Source organism: Streptomyces coffeae (assembly GCF_016741875.1).
GTDB lineage: Bacteria > Actinomycetota > Actinomycetes > Streptomycetales > Streptomycetaceae > Streptomyces > Streptomyces coffeae.
The window spans coordinates 114,209-130,840 of record NZ_JAERRF010000002.1 but is presented as its reverse complement, the minus strand read 5'-3'; the positions used below and the strand labels follow the sequence as shown (position 1 = coordinate 130,840).

At 71.2% G+C, this 16,632-nt stretch carries 15 protein-coding genes; 10 read left to right on the top strand and 5 right to left on the bottom strand.

Going from position 1 to position 16,632, the window contains the following annotated elements; translation table 11 throughout:
* Window positions 1-60: 60 nt before the first annotated feature.
* Complete coding sequence (locus tag JK363_RS02960) at window positions 61-621, top strand: hypothetical protein (RefSeq protein WP_201871191.1); 561 nt, start codon at window positions 61-63, stop codon at window positions 619-621.
* A 72-nt stretch (window positions 622-693) separates the two neighbouring features.
* Here the strand turns inward: JK363_RS02960 and JK363_RS02955 are convergent, their stop codons facing one another.
* Genes JK363_RS02955 through JK363_RS02945 form a run of 3 tightly spaced genes read right to left on the bottom strand, consistent with a single transcriptional unit; the run spans window position 694 to window position 2,888 of the window.
* A complete protein-coding gene (locus tag JK363_RS02955; RefSeq protein WP_201871184.1) occupies window positions 694-1,266 on the bottom strand; it encodes a cob(I)yrinic acid a,c-diamide adenosyltransferase in 573 nt (190 codons plus the stop codon).
* 23 nt (window positions 1,267-1,289) lie between these two features.
* Window positions 1,290-2,045: an ABC transporter permease gene (locus tag JK363_RS02950; protein ID WP_201871183.1), complete on the bottom strand. Its 756-nt coding sequence runs from the start codon at window positions 2,043-2,045 to the stop codon at window positions 1,290-1,292.
* Between the two features lie 60 nt (window positions 2,046-2,105).
* Complete coding sequence (locus tag JK363_RS02945) at window positions 2,106-2,888, bottom strand: ABC transporter ATP-binding protein (protein ID WP_201871181.1); 783 nt, start codon at window positions 2,886-2,888, stop codon at window positions 2,106-2,108.
* A gap of 81 nt (window positions 2,889-2,969) precedes the next feature.
* On the opposite strand from JK363_RS02945, the gene JK363_RS02940 reads away from it, so the two are divergent.
* The 4 genes from JK363_RS02940 (at window position 2,970) to JK363_RS02925 (ending at window position 7,859) form a co-directional block, all read left to right on the top strand.
* A complete protein-coding gene (locus tag JK363_RS02940) occupies window positions 2,970-3,608 on the top strand; it encodes a TetR/AcrR family transcriptional regulator (protein ID WP_201871174.1) in 639 nt (212 codons plus the stop codon).
* A gap of 80 nt (window positions 3,609-3,688) precedes the next feature.
* Complete coding sequence (locus tag JK363_RS02935) at window positions 3,689-4,537, top strand: 3-hydroxyacyl-CoA dehydrogenase family protein (RefSeq protein ID WP_201871172.1); 849 nt, start codon at window positions 3,689-3,691, stop codon at window positions 4,535-4,537.
* A gap of 155 nt (window positions 4,538-4,692) precedes the next feature.
* Window positions 4,693-5,016: an STAS domain-containing protein gene (locus JK363_RS02930; RefSeq protein WP_201871170.1), complete on the top strand. Its 324-nt coding sequence runs from the start codon at window positions 4,693-4,695 to the stop codon at window positions 5,014-5,016.
* A 230-nt stretch (window positions 5,017-5,246) separates the two neighbouring features.
* A complete protein-coding gene (locus JK363_RS02925) occupies window positions 5,247-7,859 on the top strand; it encodes an ATP-binding protein (RefSeq protein ID WP_201871168.1) in 2,613 nt (870 codons plus the stop codon).
* Here JK363_RS02925 and JK363_RS02920 read toward each other — a convergent pair.
* Together JK363_RS02920 and JK363_RS02915 are read right to left on the bottom strand one after the other, a co-directional pair.
* The gene (locus tag JK363_RS02920) at window positions 7,856-8,809 is read right to left on the bottom strand and encodes an IS481 family transposase (RefSeq protein WP_201871166.1); all 954 of its coding nucleotides are present in this window, start codon (window positions 8,807-8,809) and stop codon (window positions 7,856-7,858) included. The two genes, JK363_RS02925 and JK363_RS02920, sit on opposite strands and share 4 nt — an antisense overlap.
* Before the next feature lie 127 nt (window positions 8,810-8,936).
* Window positions 8,937-9,992 (bottom strand): LacI family DNA-binding transcriptional regulator, encoded by a 1,056-nt coding sequence (locus JK363_RS02915; protein WP_201871164.1) that lies wholly within the window; start codon window positions 9,990-9,992, stop codon window positions 8,937-8,939.
* 189 nt (window positions 9,993-10,181) lie between these two features.
* Here JK363_RS02915 and JK363_RS02910 point away from each other — a divergent pair, with 189 nt between their 5' ends.
* From JK363_RS02910 to JK363_RS02890, 5 genes are read left to right on the top strand one after another with little or no spacing between them, the layout of a single operon-like run.
* The gene (locus JK363_RS02910) at window positions 10,182-11,477 is read left to right on the top strand and encodes an ABC transporter substrate-binding protein (RefSeq protein ID WP_201871162.1); all 1,296 of its coding nucleotides are present in this window, start codon (window positions 10,182-10,184) and stop codon (window positions 11,475-11,477) included.
* Window positions 11,478-11,485: 8 nt separating this feature from the next.
* Complete coding sequence (locus JK363_RS02905; RefSeq protein ID WP_201871161.1) at window positions 11,486-12,385, top strand: carbohydrate ABC transporter permease; 900 nt, start codon at window positions 11,486-11,488, stop codon at window positions 12,383-12,385.
* A gap of 5 nt (window positions 12,386-12,390) precedes the next feature.
* Window positions 12,391-13,212, top strand: coding sequence for a carbohydrate ABC transporter permease (locus JK363_RS02900; RefSeq protein ID WP_201871645.1), 822 nt, complete (start codon window positions 12,391-12,393; stop codon window positions 13,210-13,212).
* Between the two features lie 15 nt (window positions 13,213-13,227).
* Entirely contained in the window at window positions 13,228-14,457 is a 1,230-nt protein-coding gene (locus tag JK363_RS02895; protein WP_201871159.1) for a glycoside hydrolase 5 family protein, read from the top strand.
* Between the two features lie 41 nt (window positions 14,458-14,498).
* Window positions 14,499-16,613 (top strand): endo-beta-N-acetylglucosaminidase, encoded by a 2,115-nt coding sequence (locus JK363_RS02890; protein ID WP_372444700.1) that lies wholly within the window; start codon window positions 14,499-14,501, stop codon window positions 16,611-16,613.
* Window positions 16,614-16,632: the final 19 nt, after the last annotated feature.

Below are 16,632 nucleotides of genomic sequence, written 5' to 3'. Positions count from 1 at the left end.
GACGACGCGACGGCCCGGATCGCACGGGACCGTTGAGGCGGAGAGCGAGAGGAGCCATCCGTGATTGTCGCGCTGATCATCGCCTGTGAGGTCGGTTTCTGGGTACTGCTGGCCGTCGGGCTCGGCCTGCGGTACCTGGCGAAGATGCCGAAGGCGAGCGTCGCGGTGCTGTTGTGCGAGCCGCTGCTGGAGCTGGTGCTGTTCGTGACCACGGCGATCGATCTCAAGAACGGTGCCGAACCGGACTGGAAGCACGGGCTCGCCGCCGTCTACATCGGCTTCTCGGTGGCGCTGGGCCATCAGACGATCACGTGGGTGGACGCCCGGGTGGCACATCGCTTCTTCGGCGGTCCGCCGCCGGTCAAGCCGCCGAAGTACGGGATGGCGCGGGCGGCGCACGAGTGGCGGACCGCGCTGCGCTGGATGCTGGCGGCGCTGATCGCGATCGTGCTGTTGCAGGGGGCGATCTGGTACGTCGGGGACGACGGGGAGATCGGTTCGCTGCGGCAGTGGCAGACGAAGATGCTGTTCGCCATCGGCATCAATGTGGTCATCGCCCTGACCTACACGCTGTGGCCGAAGCAGGAGCCCGAGCGGGCCCGGTCCTCGCTGCCGCGGTGAGGACATTCGCGTAACGGGGCCGGGGCCGGGGGACACCCGGCCCCGTACGCACGCGAGCTACGGGGGCGGGTGTCAGCGGTTCTCGCCGGGCACCCACAGCACGTCGCCGAGCTCCTTGTTGGCCGTACGGGCCAGGATGAACAGCAGGTCCGACAGCCGGTTGAGATAGGTGGCGGTGAGCGGGTTCATGGAGTCCGCATGGGTCTCCAGCGCCGCCCAGGTGGAGCGTTCGGCGCGCCGGACGACCGTGCACGCCTGGTGCAGCAGGGCGGCACCGGGGGTGCCACCGGGGAGGATGAAGCTGCGCAGCTTCTCCAGCCCCTCCAGGAAGCGGTCGCAGTCCGCCTCCAGCTTGTCGATGTAGCTCTGCTCGACGCGCAGCGGCGGATGTTCCGGGTTCTCCACCACCGGGGTGCACAGGTCCGCGCCCACGTCGAACAGGTCGTTCTGGACGCGGACCAGCACGTCGATGATCTCGGCGGGCAGCCCGCCCAGCGCGATGGCCACCCCGATCGCGGCGTTCGCCTCGTTCGCGTCGGCGTAGGCGGAGATCCGCAGATCGGTCTTGGCGGTGCGGCTCATATCGCCGAGGGCGGTGGTGCCCGAGTCCCCGGTGCGCGTATAGATGCGGGTGAGATTGACCATGGGTCCGAGCCTACGCGCCGTGGCTACGCCCCGGCCTGCCGGAAGAGCCGGGCGCCGAGCGTCACCGCCACCACCGCGAGACCGGTGGCGACCAGCGAGGCCAGGGCGATCTTGCCGTCCCCGTACTCACCGGCGAAGGCGGCCCGTACCCCGTCCACCAGATAGCGGAACGGCACGCAGTGCGAGACCACATCGAGCCAGCGGGGGCCGAGCGTCATCGGCAGCAGCACACCGGACAGCAGCATCGCGGGCATGGTGACGGCGTTGATGACGGGGGCGAACTCCTGCGGGGTGGCGACCCGCATGGCCAGCGCGTACGACAGCGAGGCGAGCGAGACGGTGAGCACACCGACGAAGACGAAGCCGATCGCCACCCCGGCCACCGGGGCGCGCAGCCCCATCACCACGGCGACGGCGACCAGCACCAGCGACTGCACCAGCAGTTGGACGACATCCTTGAGCACCCGGCCCATGAGCAGCGCCAGTCGGCTGACCGGGGTCACCCGCATCCGCTCGATGATGCCGAGGCGCTTCTCCAGCACCAGGCCGATACCCGCGAACGAGGCGCTGAACAAGCCGAGTTGGATAAGGATGCCGGGGACGATGATCTGCCAGGAGTCGCCGTCGCCGCCCAGCGGCAGGTCGTTGAGCAGTGGCCCGAAGAAGACCAGGAAGAGCAGCGGCTGGATCAGTCCGAAGACCAGGGCGGGGGTGGAGCGCAGGGTCTGACGGGCGTAGCGGCCGAAGACGAGGGCGGTGTCGGAGAGGACGTGGGGCACGGATTTCCCTTCGGGGAGGGCGGGTTGGCCGGTTCCGGCGGCCGGATGGGACGGGAGGGCTCAGACGGCGAGCGGGGCGGTGTCGCGCGACGGGGTGCCGCGCCCGGTGATGGCGATGAAGGTGTCCTGGAGGGTCGCCTCCGGTGAGCCCCCGTATGCGGCCTTGAGCCGTGCCGAGGTGCCCTCGGCGGCGATCCGTCCGTGGTCGACGATGACCAGCCGGTCGGCGAGCGCGTCGGCCTCGTCGAGGTAGTGGGTGGTCAGGAACACCGTCATCCGGTGCTCATCGCGCAGCCGGCGGATCAGGTCCCACAGATCGGAGCGGCTGGCGGGGTCGAGGCCGGTGGTCGGTTCGTCGAGGAAGAGGATCCGGGGCCGGTGGACCAGGCCCAGGGCGATGTCCAGCCGCCGCCGCTGTCCGCCGGAGAGCGCACCGCAGGGGCGGTCCAGCAGCTCGGTGAGGCCCAGGTCCTCGGCCAGCTCCGCGGCGCGGGCGGCGGCCTGCTGGGCGGTCAGCCGGTACAGCCTGCCCTGGGTGACCAGTTCCTCCCGTACGGAGACGGTCGGGTCGACGCCGCCGGACTGGGCGACATAGCCGATCCTGCGGCGCACCCCGGCGGGGTCGCGGGCCAGGTCGTGCCCGGCGACGGTGGCGGTGCCGCCGGTGGGCGGGAGCAGGGTGGTGAGCATGCGCAGCGTGGTGGTCTTGCCCGCGCCGTTGGGTCCCAGGAAGCCGAGGATCTCGCCCTCCTCGACGGTCAGATCGATGCCCCGTACGGCCTCGACGGGGCCGTGCTTGGTCCGGAAGGTGCGGGCGAGCCCGCTGGTGATGAGGACTGCCATGCCCGACAGAAAACCAGGGTCGCACCAAATTTGCAATGGCCCCAAAAATTCATCGGCCCCAGCGAAGCTAGAATGGCGGGCATGGCGGAAGGGCTCAGGGAGCGGAAGAAGCGGCAGACCAGGCAGTACATCTCGGATGTGGCGACCGGGCTGTTCCTGGAGCGCGGATTCGAGGCGGTCACCATCGCCGAGATCGCGGAGGCGGCCGATGTCTCCGTGAACACGGTCTACAACTACTTCCCGGCCAAGGAGGACCTCTTCTTCGACCGGGAGGAGGAGATGGTGGACCGGCTGCCGCGCTGGATCGCCGAGCGCGCGGTGGGGGAGTCCGCCGCCGTCGCCGTTCTGCGCGAGCTGCGCACCGCCATCGAGGGGGGCGACTACGACCCGCTCAATCCGGGCTTCACACGTTTCATGGCCGTCATCCAGGAGTCGCACGCGCTGACCCTGCGGCTGATGGCGATGCACGAGCGGACCTGCCACGCCATCGGCGCCACCCTGCGCGAGGAGACCGGCGCGGACCCCGAGGACCCCGAGCCGATGCTGGTCGCCAGCCAGCTCGCCTGGGTGAACAGCGTGATCTTCAACAGCGTCCAGCGGCTGATCGCCGCCGGGGGCGACTCGGCCGATATCACGCGGAAGGTGCTGAAGCGGCTGGAGTTGGTCACCTCGCTCCTCGGGGAGCGCACGCTCACCTATGCGGTGAAGAACACACCGTGACGCGCCTTACTAAGGGCTGCCACGGGGGGTGAACGGGCGTTAAGGTCCGGCACATCAACGTCGATCGAAGGGTGTGTGTCGTGGCCAAGAAGCTCGCGGTCATCGGAGCCGGACTCATGGGGTCCGGTATCGCGCAGGTCTCGGCTCAGGCGGGCTGGGACGTCGTGCTGCGCGACGTGACCGACGAGGCGCTGCGGCGCGGCACGGACGGCATCCGGGCCTCGTACGAGAAGTTCGTCTCCAAGGGCAAGATGGAGGCCGAGGCGGCCGAGCAGGCCCTCGCCCGCATCTCCACCACCACCGCCCTCGACGCCGCCGCCGACGCGGATGTGGTGGTCGAGGCCGTCTTCGAGCGGATCGATGTCAAGCGGGAGATCTTCCGGACCCTCGACGGGCTGGTCAAGGACAGCACCATCCTCGCCTCCAACACCTCCGCGATCCCGATCACCAAGATCGCGGCGGCCACCGAGCGCCCGGAGCGGGTCGTCGGCACCCACTTCTTCTCGCCGGTGCCGATGATGCAGCTGTGCGAGCTGGTGCGCGGCTACAAGACCAGCGACGAAACCCTCGCCGCCGCACGGGAGTTCGCCGAGGGCGTCGGCAAGACCTGTATCGTCGTCAACCGGGATGTCGCGGGCTTCGTCACCACACGTCTGATCTCCGCCCTCGTCGTCGAGGCGGCCAAGCTGTACGAATCCGGGGTCGCCACGGCCGAGGACATCGACATCGCCTGCAAGCTGGGCTTCGGCCATGCGATGGGACCCCTCGCCACGGCCGACCTCACCGGCGTGGACATCCTCCTGCACGCCACCGAGAACATCTACACCGAGTCGCAGGACGAGAAATTCGCGCCGCCGGAGATCATGCGCCGCATGGTCGACGCGGGGGACATCGGCCGCAAGAGCGGCGAGGGCTTCTACCGCTACTGAGGGTCCGGGTGCCGCGCCAGGCCCAGGAACTCACCCTCACGGGTGAATTCGGTATCGGTTCGCTTACAGGCGGCAACTTCGTCGCATGAGGGGCAGTCAGTTCTGTAGACAGAATGGCTCATTGACGACACGACGCACCGTAGTGGGGAGCGCATATGCACATCAGGGGCGACCACGCCGAGCTGGTCGTCGGGGGCCGACTGGATGTCCGAAGCGCGGCGGACGCCCGCACGGCCCTGCATAGCGCCGTCGACTCCGGCGGCGGGGATCTGGTGCTGGACCTCACCGAGCTGGACTCCTGGGACGCCACCGGGCTCGGTGTGATCATGGGCGCCCACCGGCGAGCCGGCCGGGCGGGCCGCAGGCTCGTGCTGCGCGGAGTGCCGCCCCAGATGCAGCGGCTGCTGGTGGCCACCCGGCTGCACCGCATCCTGGCGATCGAGGGCGGTCTCGAGGCCGAGTCGCTGCCGCGCGTCTGAACCTGTGGACGCCCGGGCCCCGGGGCCCGGGCGTCCACGGGTCCATTGGCGCCGGGGGCCATCGGTGCCGGGGCGGCGTGCCCTCCCTCCCGGGGAGTGGATACTGTGAGAAGGTCTAGGGCTCGGTACCGCCGGGACCCTTTCCCTTTCCTTCCCTACGGCGGCACCGGACCAGAAGCGACGGCGGGCCGGGGAGCCACACAGCACGCCACGCACTGGGGGGCCATGACATGGAGCCGATGAACCGCGGACCGGAAGAGCACGGCCACGACGACGCCGGTTCCCGCCCCGCCGAGCGCTCGCACCCGGCAGCCGACGGGACGTCGTCCCGGCCCGGTGAAACGTCTCGGCCCGACGGCTCACCGGACATTCCCACCCCGCCGCTGGGCGATCCGCTCCTGCCCCATCTGGACAGCGACCAGCCCGCGCCCGCCCGTACCGCCCGGATCGTCTCCGGCGACCATCTGCTGACCGTCAACCCCGTCGACGGCAGCGAGATAGAACCCTGTCCGCCCGGCGAGCGGCCCGCCCGGCCCGAGCGGCGCGGCGCCGAGGAGCGCGCCGAGCTGCGCCGGGCCGCCGCGGCGCCGCGCCCCTCCGGCACCCTGGTGCCCGAACTGCCCATGCTGGAGCGCGACGAGGAGCGGGAACGGCTGCGCCGGCTGCTGGCCCGCGGCCGCTCGGTGCGGGTCACCGGCCCCTCCGGCGCCGGACGCAGCGTCCTGCTGGAGGCCGTCGCCGCCGACTGCGAGGGGCTCGCCCCGGACGGTGTGGTGCGTCTGTCCGGCTACCGCCGCACCCCCACCGACCTCCTCCACGACCTCTACGCCGCCGTCTACCGCGCCCCGCTGTACCGCCCCGACCGCGCGGAGCTGCTGGCGGCGATCCAGGAGATCGGCGCCGTCGTCGTCCTCGACGACATCGACTTCGGCGGTGCCGCGCTGGACGAGTTCCTCGACGCGACCCCCGAGTGCGCCTTCCTGATCTCCGCCACCCCCGACATCGCGGCCCCCTCCGCCGACTCGCACCTCGAAGAGGTCTTCCTCTCCGGCCTCAGCCGCACCGCCGGACTGGAGCTGCTGGAGCGCGCCGTACGCCGTCCCCTGACGGAGGACGAGGCGAGCTGGGCCGCGGACCTGTGGTTCGAGTCCGAGGGGCTGCCGCTGCGTTTCGTCCAGGCGGGCGCGCTGCTGCGGCGGCGGGAGGCGCGGGGCGGCGGCGCGCTGCCCAGCCGCGCCGAGGCCGCGGCCCCCGCCGCGCTGCTCGCCGGGGAGCTCGGCGAAGCGGCCCGGGACACCCTGCGGTTCGCGGTCGCGCTCGGCGGCGAACTGCCGCACCAGGCTCATCTGCCCGCGCTCACCGAGGACGACCACGCGGACGCGGCCCCCGGCGAACTGCTCGGCTGCGGTCTGGCCACCAGCGCCGGATCGCAACTCCGGCTGGCCGCCGGAGTGGCCGCCCAGCTCACCGGCGAGGGGTTCGCCGGGGACGCCGTCGAGTCCGCCGGGCGGGCGCAGACCGTCGCCCGGCACTACGCCTGGTGGGCCGCGCACCCCTCGGTCGCCCCCGAGCGGGTGGCCGCCGAGGCGGACGCCATCCTCGGCGCCATGACCACCCTGGTCGCCGGGCGTGAGGCGGGCCAGGCCGACGCCGCCGTCCTGCTGGCCCGCGCCGCCGCCCCCGCCTTCGCCGCGGCGCTGCACTGGGGCGCCTGGGAGCGGGCCGTCCGCCACGGCCAGGAGGCGGCCCGGCTGGCCGGACAGGTCTCCGACGAGGCGTACTTCCACCACGAGCTGGGCGTCCTGGCGCTGTGCACCGGCAATCTGGACCGGGCCCGCGCGGAGCTGGAGGCGTCCATCGGGCTGCGCGGCGTGCTCGCCGACAAGCGCGGCACGGTCGCGGGACGGCGCGCCCTGGCCCTGGTCACCGACCGCACGGCCGGATCGTCGATGGCCGGTGCGTTCGGCACCGCCGGTGGCGGTGGCCGTACGGCGGCGGGCGAGGAGGTCCCGGCCGCCCGTCATGAGGAGTCGGCGTCCGCGCCGGGCGGGCCGGACCCCAACACCGAGATCACCGTGGTCACGCCGAAGGTGACGGCGACCAGTCCGCTCACCTCCGTCGGCACGGCCGCGGCCGCCGCGGCGGCCGAGACGAGCGTCCTGGCCGCGGTGGGGCCGACGGGCTCGCCGGGCTCGACGGGGAAGGCGCCGTCCTCGGCCCCGGCGGCTCCGGCGGCGACGGCGTCCTCCTCGGGCTCGGCCGGCCGTCCGCGCGGACTGCGCCGTCTGGCGGTGGCGGTGACCGGCGCCCGGCGCAATGTGATCGCCGCGGGTGCCGGTGCGCTCCTGGTGGCCGTCCTCGGCACCGTGGTGACCCTGGGCGTCTCGTCCGACGACAACGACCCGCCCGCCGACCGCGTCAAGCCGGAGCGGACCGCCTCCCAGCAGGACGACGACAAGGACCGGACCGCCGACGATCCGAGCAGCGGCACCGACGAGAACCCCCAGCCGGGGCCGACCGGGGTGCCGCAGTCCTCCACCTCGCCCACCGCGCCCAGCAGCGGTACGCCCAGCGGTTCGGCGTCCACGGGCGGTCCGTCGAGCAGCGGTACGCCCTCGGAGACCAGCACGCCGTCGTCGCCGGACCCCACGACGCACCGTCCCACCCACCGTCCGACCCGGACGCCGAGCACCACGCCGACCACACCGGACGACCCCACGGACAAGCCGACCCCGTCGACCACACCGCCCACCACGGCGCCCACGCCCTCGGGTCAGACCTCCACCACGGCCAGCGCGCCGACCACGCCCACCACCGCCTCGTCCTCGTCGGTCTCGGCCTAGGTGTGTTGTCCGGAGAGGTTGGTGACGCGGCTGGCTGGGGTTTGGCCGCTGATTCCGGTGTGGGGTCGGTGGTAGTTGTACCAGTCCAGCCAGCCGGGAAACGCTGCCTGGCGTTCGCTTTCTGAGGTGTAGGGCCGCTGGTAGGCCCATTCGTCGAGCAGAGTGCGGTGGAAGCGTTCGACCTTGCCGTTGGTCTGGGGCCGCCAGGGGCGGGTCCAGCGCGGGCTGATCCCCAGGTCCTGGCAGGTCTGGCGCCAGGTGTTCTTGCTGTAGGCCCAGGCGTTGTCGGTCAGCACCCGTTGAACGGTGACGCCTCGTGCGGCGAACCAGGCGGTGGCGCGGGTGAGGAAGGCTGCGCAGGTTGGGGCGGTCTCGTCGGGCAGGTTCTCGGTGTAGGCCAGGCGTGTGTGGTCGTCCAGGGCGGTGTGCAGGTAGGCGTAGCCGGTGCCGGTGCGGTTCTTGCGGCCGGCTGCCCGGCCGAGTTTCTTGTGGCCGCCGCCGTCGGGAATGCGGCCGAGTTTCTTTACGTCGATGTGGACCAGCTCGCCCGGTCGTGAGTGTTCGTAGCGGCGGACGGGTTCGCCGGTGGCCCGGTCGCAGGCGGCCAGAGGGGGCATGTGGTGGCGTTGGAGGATGCGGTGGGCGGTGGAGGCGGCGATGCCGGTGCGGGCCGCCAGTCGCAGTGGGCCGATGCGGTGTTCACGGCGCCTGCGCAGGACCTGTGCCTCCAGCGCGGTCGGCGTCCGGCGCGGTGAGCGATGCGGACGACTGGAGCGGTCGTGCAGGCCCGCTGTTCCGTGGTGGCGGTAGCGGTGGGCCCAGCGGGCTGCGGTGGTGTGGCTGACCTGGAACCGTTCAGCTGCCCGCCGCAGTGGCCATCCGTCCTCGACGACGCACTGGGCCAGACGCAGCCTGCCGGTCGGGGTCAGCGGGGCGTTACGGTGGATCAACGAGGGCCTCCTGGCGTCGGCAGTAGATCTCGCAATCCACACCGAAACCAGAAGGCCCTCGCCCTGTTCAAGCACCACTCACGGCGAGTCGCCTGTCACCAACGTCCCCGGACAGCACACCTAGGCCCTAGCCGGGCGGGGCGGCGGTGCTGCCGCGGGGGGCCAGCCTCGGGACGTCGTCCTGGACCCGGACCGCCTGCTCACCGTCGAGCAGCGCGATCAGCCGCTCCGCGGCATGCCGCCCGAACGCCGCGGTGTCACGCACCAGGGCGGTCAGGGAGGGGTGGGTGCTGCGGCACAGTACGGAGTCGTCCCAGGCCACGATGGACAGATCGGCCGGGACGGACAGACCGCGCTCGGCAGCGGCGGCGAGTCCGGCGACCGCCATCACATCATTGTCGTAGACCAGGGCCGTGGGCGGCCGGTCCCGGGCGAGCACCCGGCGGGTGGCCTCGGCCCCCTGGGCATCGGAGTAGTCGGTGGTCACCGAGTCCACCTCGGTGAGCCCGCGGCGCTCGGCCTCCGCGCGCAGCGAGCGCATCCGGCGCCGGGTGTGGGCCAGCTCGGGCAGTCCGGCGATATGCACGATCCGGCGGTGGCCGAGGTCATGGAGATGGCCGACGATCGAGGCCATCGCGGCGGCGTCGTCCGCCCAGAGGTTGGAGATGCCCGGGTGGGCGGTGGGTTCGGCGGCCGGGTCGTCGGTCATGGAGCCGATCACCACGGCGGGCAGACCCAGTTCGTCGAGCAGTTCCGGCCGGGGGTCGTCGCGGCACGGGTCGACCACGAGCACCCCGTCCACCCGGTGCTCGGCCCACCAGCGACGGTAGGTGGCGCATTCCGCGTCCAGGTCCTCCACCACCTGGAACAGCAGACCGAGGCGGCGCGGGGAGAGCGCTTCCTGCACCCCTGAGACCACTTGCAGGAAGAAGGATTCGACGCCGAGGGTGCTGGCGGGCCGGGCAAGCACCAGGCCGACGGTGGCCGAGCCCTCGCCGGACAGGGCGCGGGCGGCCGTGCTGGGCTGCCAGCCGAGCTGTTCGGCGACGCGGCGTACGCGGTCGCGGGTGGCGGCCGAGACACCGGGACGGTCGTTGAGTGCGAAGGAGACCGCGCTCTCGGAGACCCCGGCGCGGCGGGCTATGTCCTTCATGGTGGGGCGTCGGGCCGGTGTCCGGCGCATGGGCTTTCCTCCCACTCCCCGGACGGTGTTGTCCTGGGAGATCACTAAAGCGCTTGAGCTGGATTCAGACTAAAGCGCATTAGTTCGCGACGGAAGTCTTGACGCAACTCCCGCTCCGGGTGCAGTTTTTGGTCCGCCCCTCCCGCTCCCACCGGCCTAGCGCCGGCTCATCGAAGGAGCTCGTCGGCCATGCCCATATCCCGTAGAGCGACCGCCGCCATCCTCCCCCTTCTGCTCTCCTCCATGGCTCTGACCAGCTGCAATGGGGACGATGGTGGGGGCGGTTCACGCCCGGACGGCGCGATCGAGGGTGAGATCCGCTTCCAGACCTGGAATCTCCGGGCCAACTTCAAGGACTACTTCAACGGTCTGGTCGACGCTTTCGAGGAGAAGTACCCGGACGTCAAGGTCACATGGCTGGATCAGCCCGCCGAGAACTACGCGGAAAAGCTCAGTGCGGACGCCGGATCCGGCAATCTCCCCGATGTGGTCAATGTGTCCCCGGACCTCGCCCATCCGCTGGCCAAGGCCGGGGTGCTCATGAATCTGGACCAGGAGAAGGCCAGCTCCCGCTTCCGCTCCGAGTACACCCCCGAGGCATGGAAGGGCAATGCCCTCCCCGGCCTTGACGGGACCTACGCCTTCCCCTGGTACCTCAACACCGGCCCGATGTTCTACAACAAGGCACTCTTCCGTAAGGCGGGGCTCGATCCGGCCAAGCCGCCGCACACCTACGACGCGTTGTTCTCCGCCGCCGACACCATGGCCTCGACGTCCGGCGGCACGGTGGCCACCCTCGCGGGCACCCCGTCCATCGAGGACTTCGGCCGCTACGGCGTGACGCTGATGAACGACGACGCCACCGCGTTCACCTACAACGAGTCCCAGGGTGTGGAGCTGCTGACCCGGTACAAGAAGCTCTACGACAAGGGCGGTCTGGACGGGCAGGCGCTCACCAACACCCCCGAGAAGGCGGGGCAGAAGTTCCTGGAGCAGAAGGTCGCGATGAACCCGGGCAGCGCCCACGACCTGGAGACCTTCAAACGGGACGCGCCCAGCCTCTACAAGAACCTCGGCATCACAGAGGCGCCCAACAACACCGGCAAGCCGAACATGTATGTGATGGGTCTGGCGGTGAAGGAGAACAGCGAGCACAAGGCCGCGGCCATCGCGTTCGCGCACTTCATCACCAACCGGAAGAACCAGGAGTCCTTCGCCCACAAGGTGGCCATCTTCCCCAGCACCAAGGGGTCGCTGGACAAGCCCTATTGGACGAAGGACGACGGCACCGACGAGGGCCGGGTGCGGGTCGCCTCCGCGAAGCTGCTCAAGGGCGCGGTGAACTACACCCCCGTGGTGATGAGCGACGAGATGAAGACCGTGCTCCAGAACGAGGTGGCCAAGGCTCTCCAGGGCAAGAAGTCGCCCAAGAAGGCGCTGGACGACGCCGTGGCGCAGAGCAACCAACTGCTCCAGCAGGGATAGGGGCACCGATGAGCCGCCGCCCCGCCGCTCCCTCGTCACGGACACACCGGGCCGCGAGCCCCTGGCTCTTTCTGCTCCCCGGGCTCGGAGTGGTCTCCGCGTTCACCCTCTATCCGTTTCTGACCACCGTCTACCAGGCGTTCACCGACACCCGAACGTTGACCGGCGGCTCCTGGGTGGGGCTGGAGAACTTCCGGACCATGCTGGACGACGAGCAGTTCACGGTGGGGCTGCGCAACAGCCTGCTGTACGTGGTGATGGTGGTGCCGTGCACCGTGGTGCTGCCGCTGCTGCTCGCCCTGCTCGTCCGTAAGCAGATCCCCGGTGTCACCTTCTTCCGGGCCGCCTTCTACACCCCGGTGGTGGCCTCGGTGGTCGTGGTCTCCCTGATCTGGGGGTGGATGCTGGACGACCGCGGCCTGATCAACGGCATCCTCACCTTCCTCGGTGCCAGTCCGGTGGGATTCCTCGGCGACCAGTGGCTGCTGCTGTTCAGCGCCATGGCGCTGACGGTGTGGAAGGGACTCGGCTACTACATGATCATTTACCTTGCCGCACTGGCGAACGTGGAGCCCGAACTCCACGAGGCCGCCGCCGTGGACGGCGCGGGTGCGGTCCGCCGCTTCCTCAGCGTCACCGTCCCGGCGGTCCGCTCCACCATGGTGCTGGTCGGCGCCCTCTCCTCGGTGGCCGCGTTCAAGGTGTTCTCCGAGGTCTATCTGCTGGCCGGGCCCACCGGCGGCCCGGCCGGACAGGACACCACGCTGGTGATGCTGGTGCAGCGGGTGGGCACCGGGCTGAACGGGCGGGTGGGCTACGCCTCCGCGCTCTCGCTCGTCGTCTTCGCCATCACCCTCGTGCTGATGCTGCTGGTGCTGCGCGCCGACCGGCGGGAGGAGCTCGGGTGACGCGCATGTCCGGCTGGGAGAAGGCGCTGCGCTATCTGCTGCTGCTCGCCGTGCTGGCGCTGACCGTGGGCCCCTTCCTGTGGCAGCTGTCCACCTCGCTCAAGAGCACCACCGAGGACATCTACACCTCACCGCCCGCCTTCCTGCCCGCACACCCCACCCTCGACAACTACTCGGGGGTCGCGGACATCGTCCCGGTGTGGGACTACGCGCTGAACTCGCTGAAGGTGGCGGTGGCCAATGTGCTCACCAACTGCGTGGGGGCGGCGATGGCGGGATACGCGCTGGCGCGGCTGCGGTTCCGGGGCCGGAAGGCGGCCGGGCTGGCGTTTGTGATGGCGCTGCTGGTGCCGCTGGAGTCCATCATCATCGCCCAGTTCACCACCATGCGGGATCTGGAGCTGAACAACACCCTCATCGCCGTGGTGCTGCCGGGAGCGGTCAGTGCGCTGAATGTCCTCCTGATGCGGAACGCGTTCGCCCAACTCCCGTACGAGATCGAGGAGGCCGCGGTCATCGACGGGGCCAATGTGTGGCAGCGGTTCGTACGGATCGGGCTGCCCGCCGTGAAGGGCACCCTCGCCGTGGTCGCCATCTTCGCCTTCATGGGCGCCTGGGACGACTTCCTGTGGCCGCTGATCGTGCTCTCCGACTCCGACAAGTTCACTCTGACTGTCGGCCTCAACTATCTGCACGGCACCTTCGCCAACAATCCACGGCTGGTCGCGGCGGGCACCATCATCGCGGTCGCCCCGCTGATCGTGATGTTCGCCTGTCTCCAGCGGTACTTCTTCCGTGGCGTCGGCGAGGGCGCCATCAAGGGCTGAAGGGATCGATCTTCCGTGCGCTTCGGCGTCAACTACACCCCCACCCGCGGCTGGTTCCACCACTGGCTGGACTTCGACCTCGACGAGGTCCGCGCCGATCTGGACTCCATCGCGGCCCTGTGCCTGGACCATATCCGGGTCTTCCCGCTGTGGCCGGTCTTCCACCCCAACCGCTCCCTGATCCGCCCGCGCGCGGTCGAGCAGCTGGTCCAGCTCGTCGACGCGGCGGCCGAACGCGGTCTCGAGGTGAACGTGGACGGCTTGCAGGGCCATCTGTCCAGCTTCGACTTCATCCCGTCCTGGACCACCACCTGGCACCGCCGCAACCTCTTCACCGACCCCGATGTGGTGGAGGCCCAGGCGGAGTATCTGCGCACGCTGGCCGCCGCCCTCGCCGACCGTCCCGCGTTCCTCGGCATGACCGTCGGCAACGAGATCAACCAGTTCTCCGCCGCGCCCCACCCCGACCCCGACCGCATCAGCTCCGCACAGGCCGGGACATGGCTGCGTGCCATGCTCGACGCGTGTGAGCAGGGGGCGCCGGGACGGACGCATCTGCACGCCTCCTACGACGCCGCCTGGTACCACGACGACCACCCGTTCACCCCCGCCCACTCGGCCCGGCTCGGCGCCGCCACCGCCGTCCATTCCTGGGTGTTCAACGGCACGGCGCAGCGCCACGGATCCACCGGCTCCGCCACCGGACTGCACGCCGCCTACCTCATCGAGCTGTCGAAGGCGTGGGCGACGGATCCGCATCGCCCGGTCTGGTTGCAGGAGGTCGGCGCGCCCGCGCCGCACATCCCGCCCGAGCGGGCCGCCGCCTTCACCGGGACCACGGTCGGCCACGCGCTGGACTGCCCGGATGTGTGGGGCGTGACCTGGTGGTGTTCGCACGATGTGGACCGCGGCCTCGCCGACTTCCCCGAGCTGGAGTACGGGCTCGGGCTGCTCACCAACGACCGCCGGGTCAAACCCGCCGGACGGGCCCTCGCCCGGATGGCCCGGGAGTGGCGGGAGCGGCTTCCCGCCCGGCGCACCACCGCGCTGGTGGCAGAAGCCGGTGAGGAGTCCGCCCGGGGGCGTTCGATGTGCGCACCGGGTGGGCGGTTCTTCGAGGCGTGGATGCGCGCCGCCGCCCAAGGCATGCGACCGGCTGTGGTGCTGGCCGAACGTGCCTCGGACGCCGCGCACTTGGCCGCTCGCGGCATCACAGAGGTGCTGACCGTCGACGCCCTCGGATGAGCCGTCCACCCTCACCTGACCTCCCAGCGAAGGAGTCCAGCGTGTACGACAGATCCGCAACGCCCGGTACGGACACCGCTCGTCCCGGCCGCCGCCGGGTACTGGCGGCGGGCGCGGCCACTGCGGCGGCCGCCGCCCTGCCGATGGGCACCGCGACCGCCGTGGGCCGGATAGGCCCGGCCGCCGCTGCCGCCGACGACCTGCGGCCGTACGCCTCGTACTGGTTCCCCGACAGCCTGCCCTCCGGCAGCCCGGGGGACGGTGTCGTGTGGCGCAGCCTGAGGTCGTGGACCCCGGAGTCCGATCCGGATCTCGCCTTCAACACCGCGACCGTCCCGCTCGCGTCCCGCTTCGCGCCGGTGGCACCCAACACCACCGCGCGGTCCGGTCAGGCGCGGGTGTCCGCCCTGGCCGCCTTCGCGCCCACCGCCGGCAACCCCTCCCAGGGGTCCGCGACGGCCGACTGCTATGCGCTGACCCACTGGGCCTATCTCGACGAGCTGGTGTTCTGGGGCGGTTCCTCCGGCGAGGGGCTGATCCTGGCGCCCAACGCGCCCGTCGTGGACGCCGCGCACCGCAACGGTGTCCCCGTGCTCGGCACCGTCTTCCTGCCACCCGTGGCGTACGGCGGGCAGTTGCGCTGGACGCGGGATCTGGTCCAGCGCGGCAGTGGCGGCGGGTTCCCGATCGCGGACAAGCTGATCCAGGTGGCGAAGGTGTACGGCTTCGACGGCTGGTTCATCAACGCCGAGACCGACGGCGGAGACACCCGACTGGCCACCGATATGCGGGACTTCCTGCGTCATCTGCGCGACCACGGCGAGGGATTGCGGATCACCTGGTACGACGCGATGGTCGACAGCGGAGCCGTGCGCTGGCAGAACGCGCTCAACGACCGCAACTCCGCCTTCTTCCGCGCCTCAAGCACCATGTTCCTGAACTTCGACTGGAGCCGGTCGGGGCTGGTCTCCTCGGGGCGGCTGGCGCAGGATCTGGGACGCGGCCGCTACGAGCTGTGGGCCGGGATCGACGTCGAGTCCCGCGGCTATGACACCCCGGTGAACTGGGACGCCGTGGTGCCCGCCGAGGCCGCGCACACGGCGGCTTACGGCTTCTACCGTCCCGAGTGGACCTGGACCAGCCTGCCATCGGGGCAGCGGACACCGGCGGCCTTCCACACCCGCGACGACCGCTTCTGGACCGGTGCCTCCCTCGATCCGTCCGCGCCGGACAGCGGCGCCGGAGGGTGGCGGGCGCCCGCCGTCTCCGTAGCCGACCGCGCCACGGTCACCTCGCTGCCCTTCGCCACCTCCTTCAACACCGGCCACGGACTGCGCTGGTACGAGGAGGGCGAAGCGGTGTCGGACACGGCCTGGAACCATCTCGGACTCCAGGACCGGCTGCCGGGGCGCCGCTGGGTGGTGCGGACGGCCGGTGCCCGCCCCACCGTCACCTTCGACTTCGCCGACGCCTGGCGCGGCGGCAGCAGTCTGCTGGTGGACGGCGCGCTGGGCGCGCCCACAACGGTTGAGCTGCACTCGGTGCGGCTGCCCCTGTCGGCCGCCACCGTGGTGGAGCTGGCCCATCGCGCCGACGCCGGTTCGGCGGCGGTCCGGGTGGAACTGGCGGTGGCCGTACGGGAGCCGGACACCCCGGGCGGTGCGTATGACTTCGCCTACCTCCCGGCGGGCACACTGCGCGCGGGCGGTGGCTGGACCACCGCCACCCTGCGGATCGGACGGCGGCTGCGCGGGCTCCGGGCGGAGTCGGTGCGCGCCCTCGGGGTGCGGCTGACCGCGCGCGGCGGTGGCACCGTGCGCTGGCGGCTGGGCGCGCTCGCCGTACACGATGCCGCGCCCGAGGCACCGGACGCGCCCGGAGCGCTGACGGTGACCGCGTCCCGGCCCGGCGGCGCGACCGGGACGGCCGCGCTGCGGCTGTCCTGGGGGCGCTCGTCCGGTGCGATACGCCGCTACGAACTGCACCAGGTGCTGCCGGGCGGTGGCCGCCGCTTCCTCGGCGGCACCTGCGGCACCGCCTTCTACGTCCCCGCGCTGCGGCGGGCCGACGGTGAGCGGGCGTCCCGGCTCGATGTGCGGGCCGTGGACGAGCTGTTCACCTCCTCCCCGCCCTCGTCCACCACGTTCACCTGGTAGCACCCCCACCCGCCTCCGG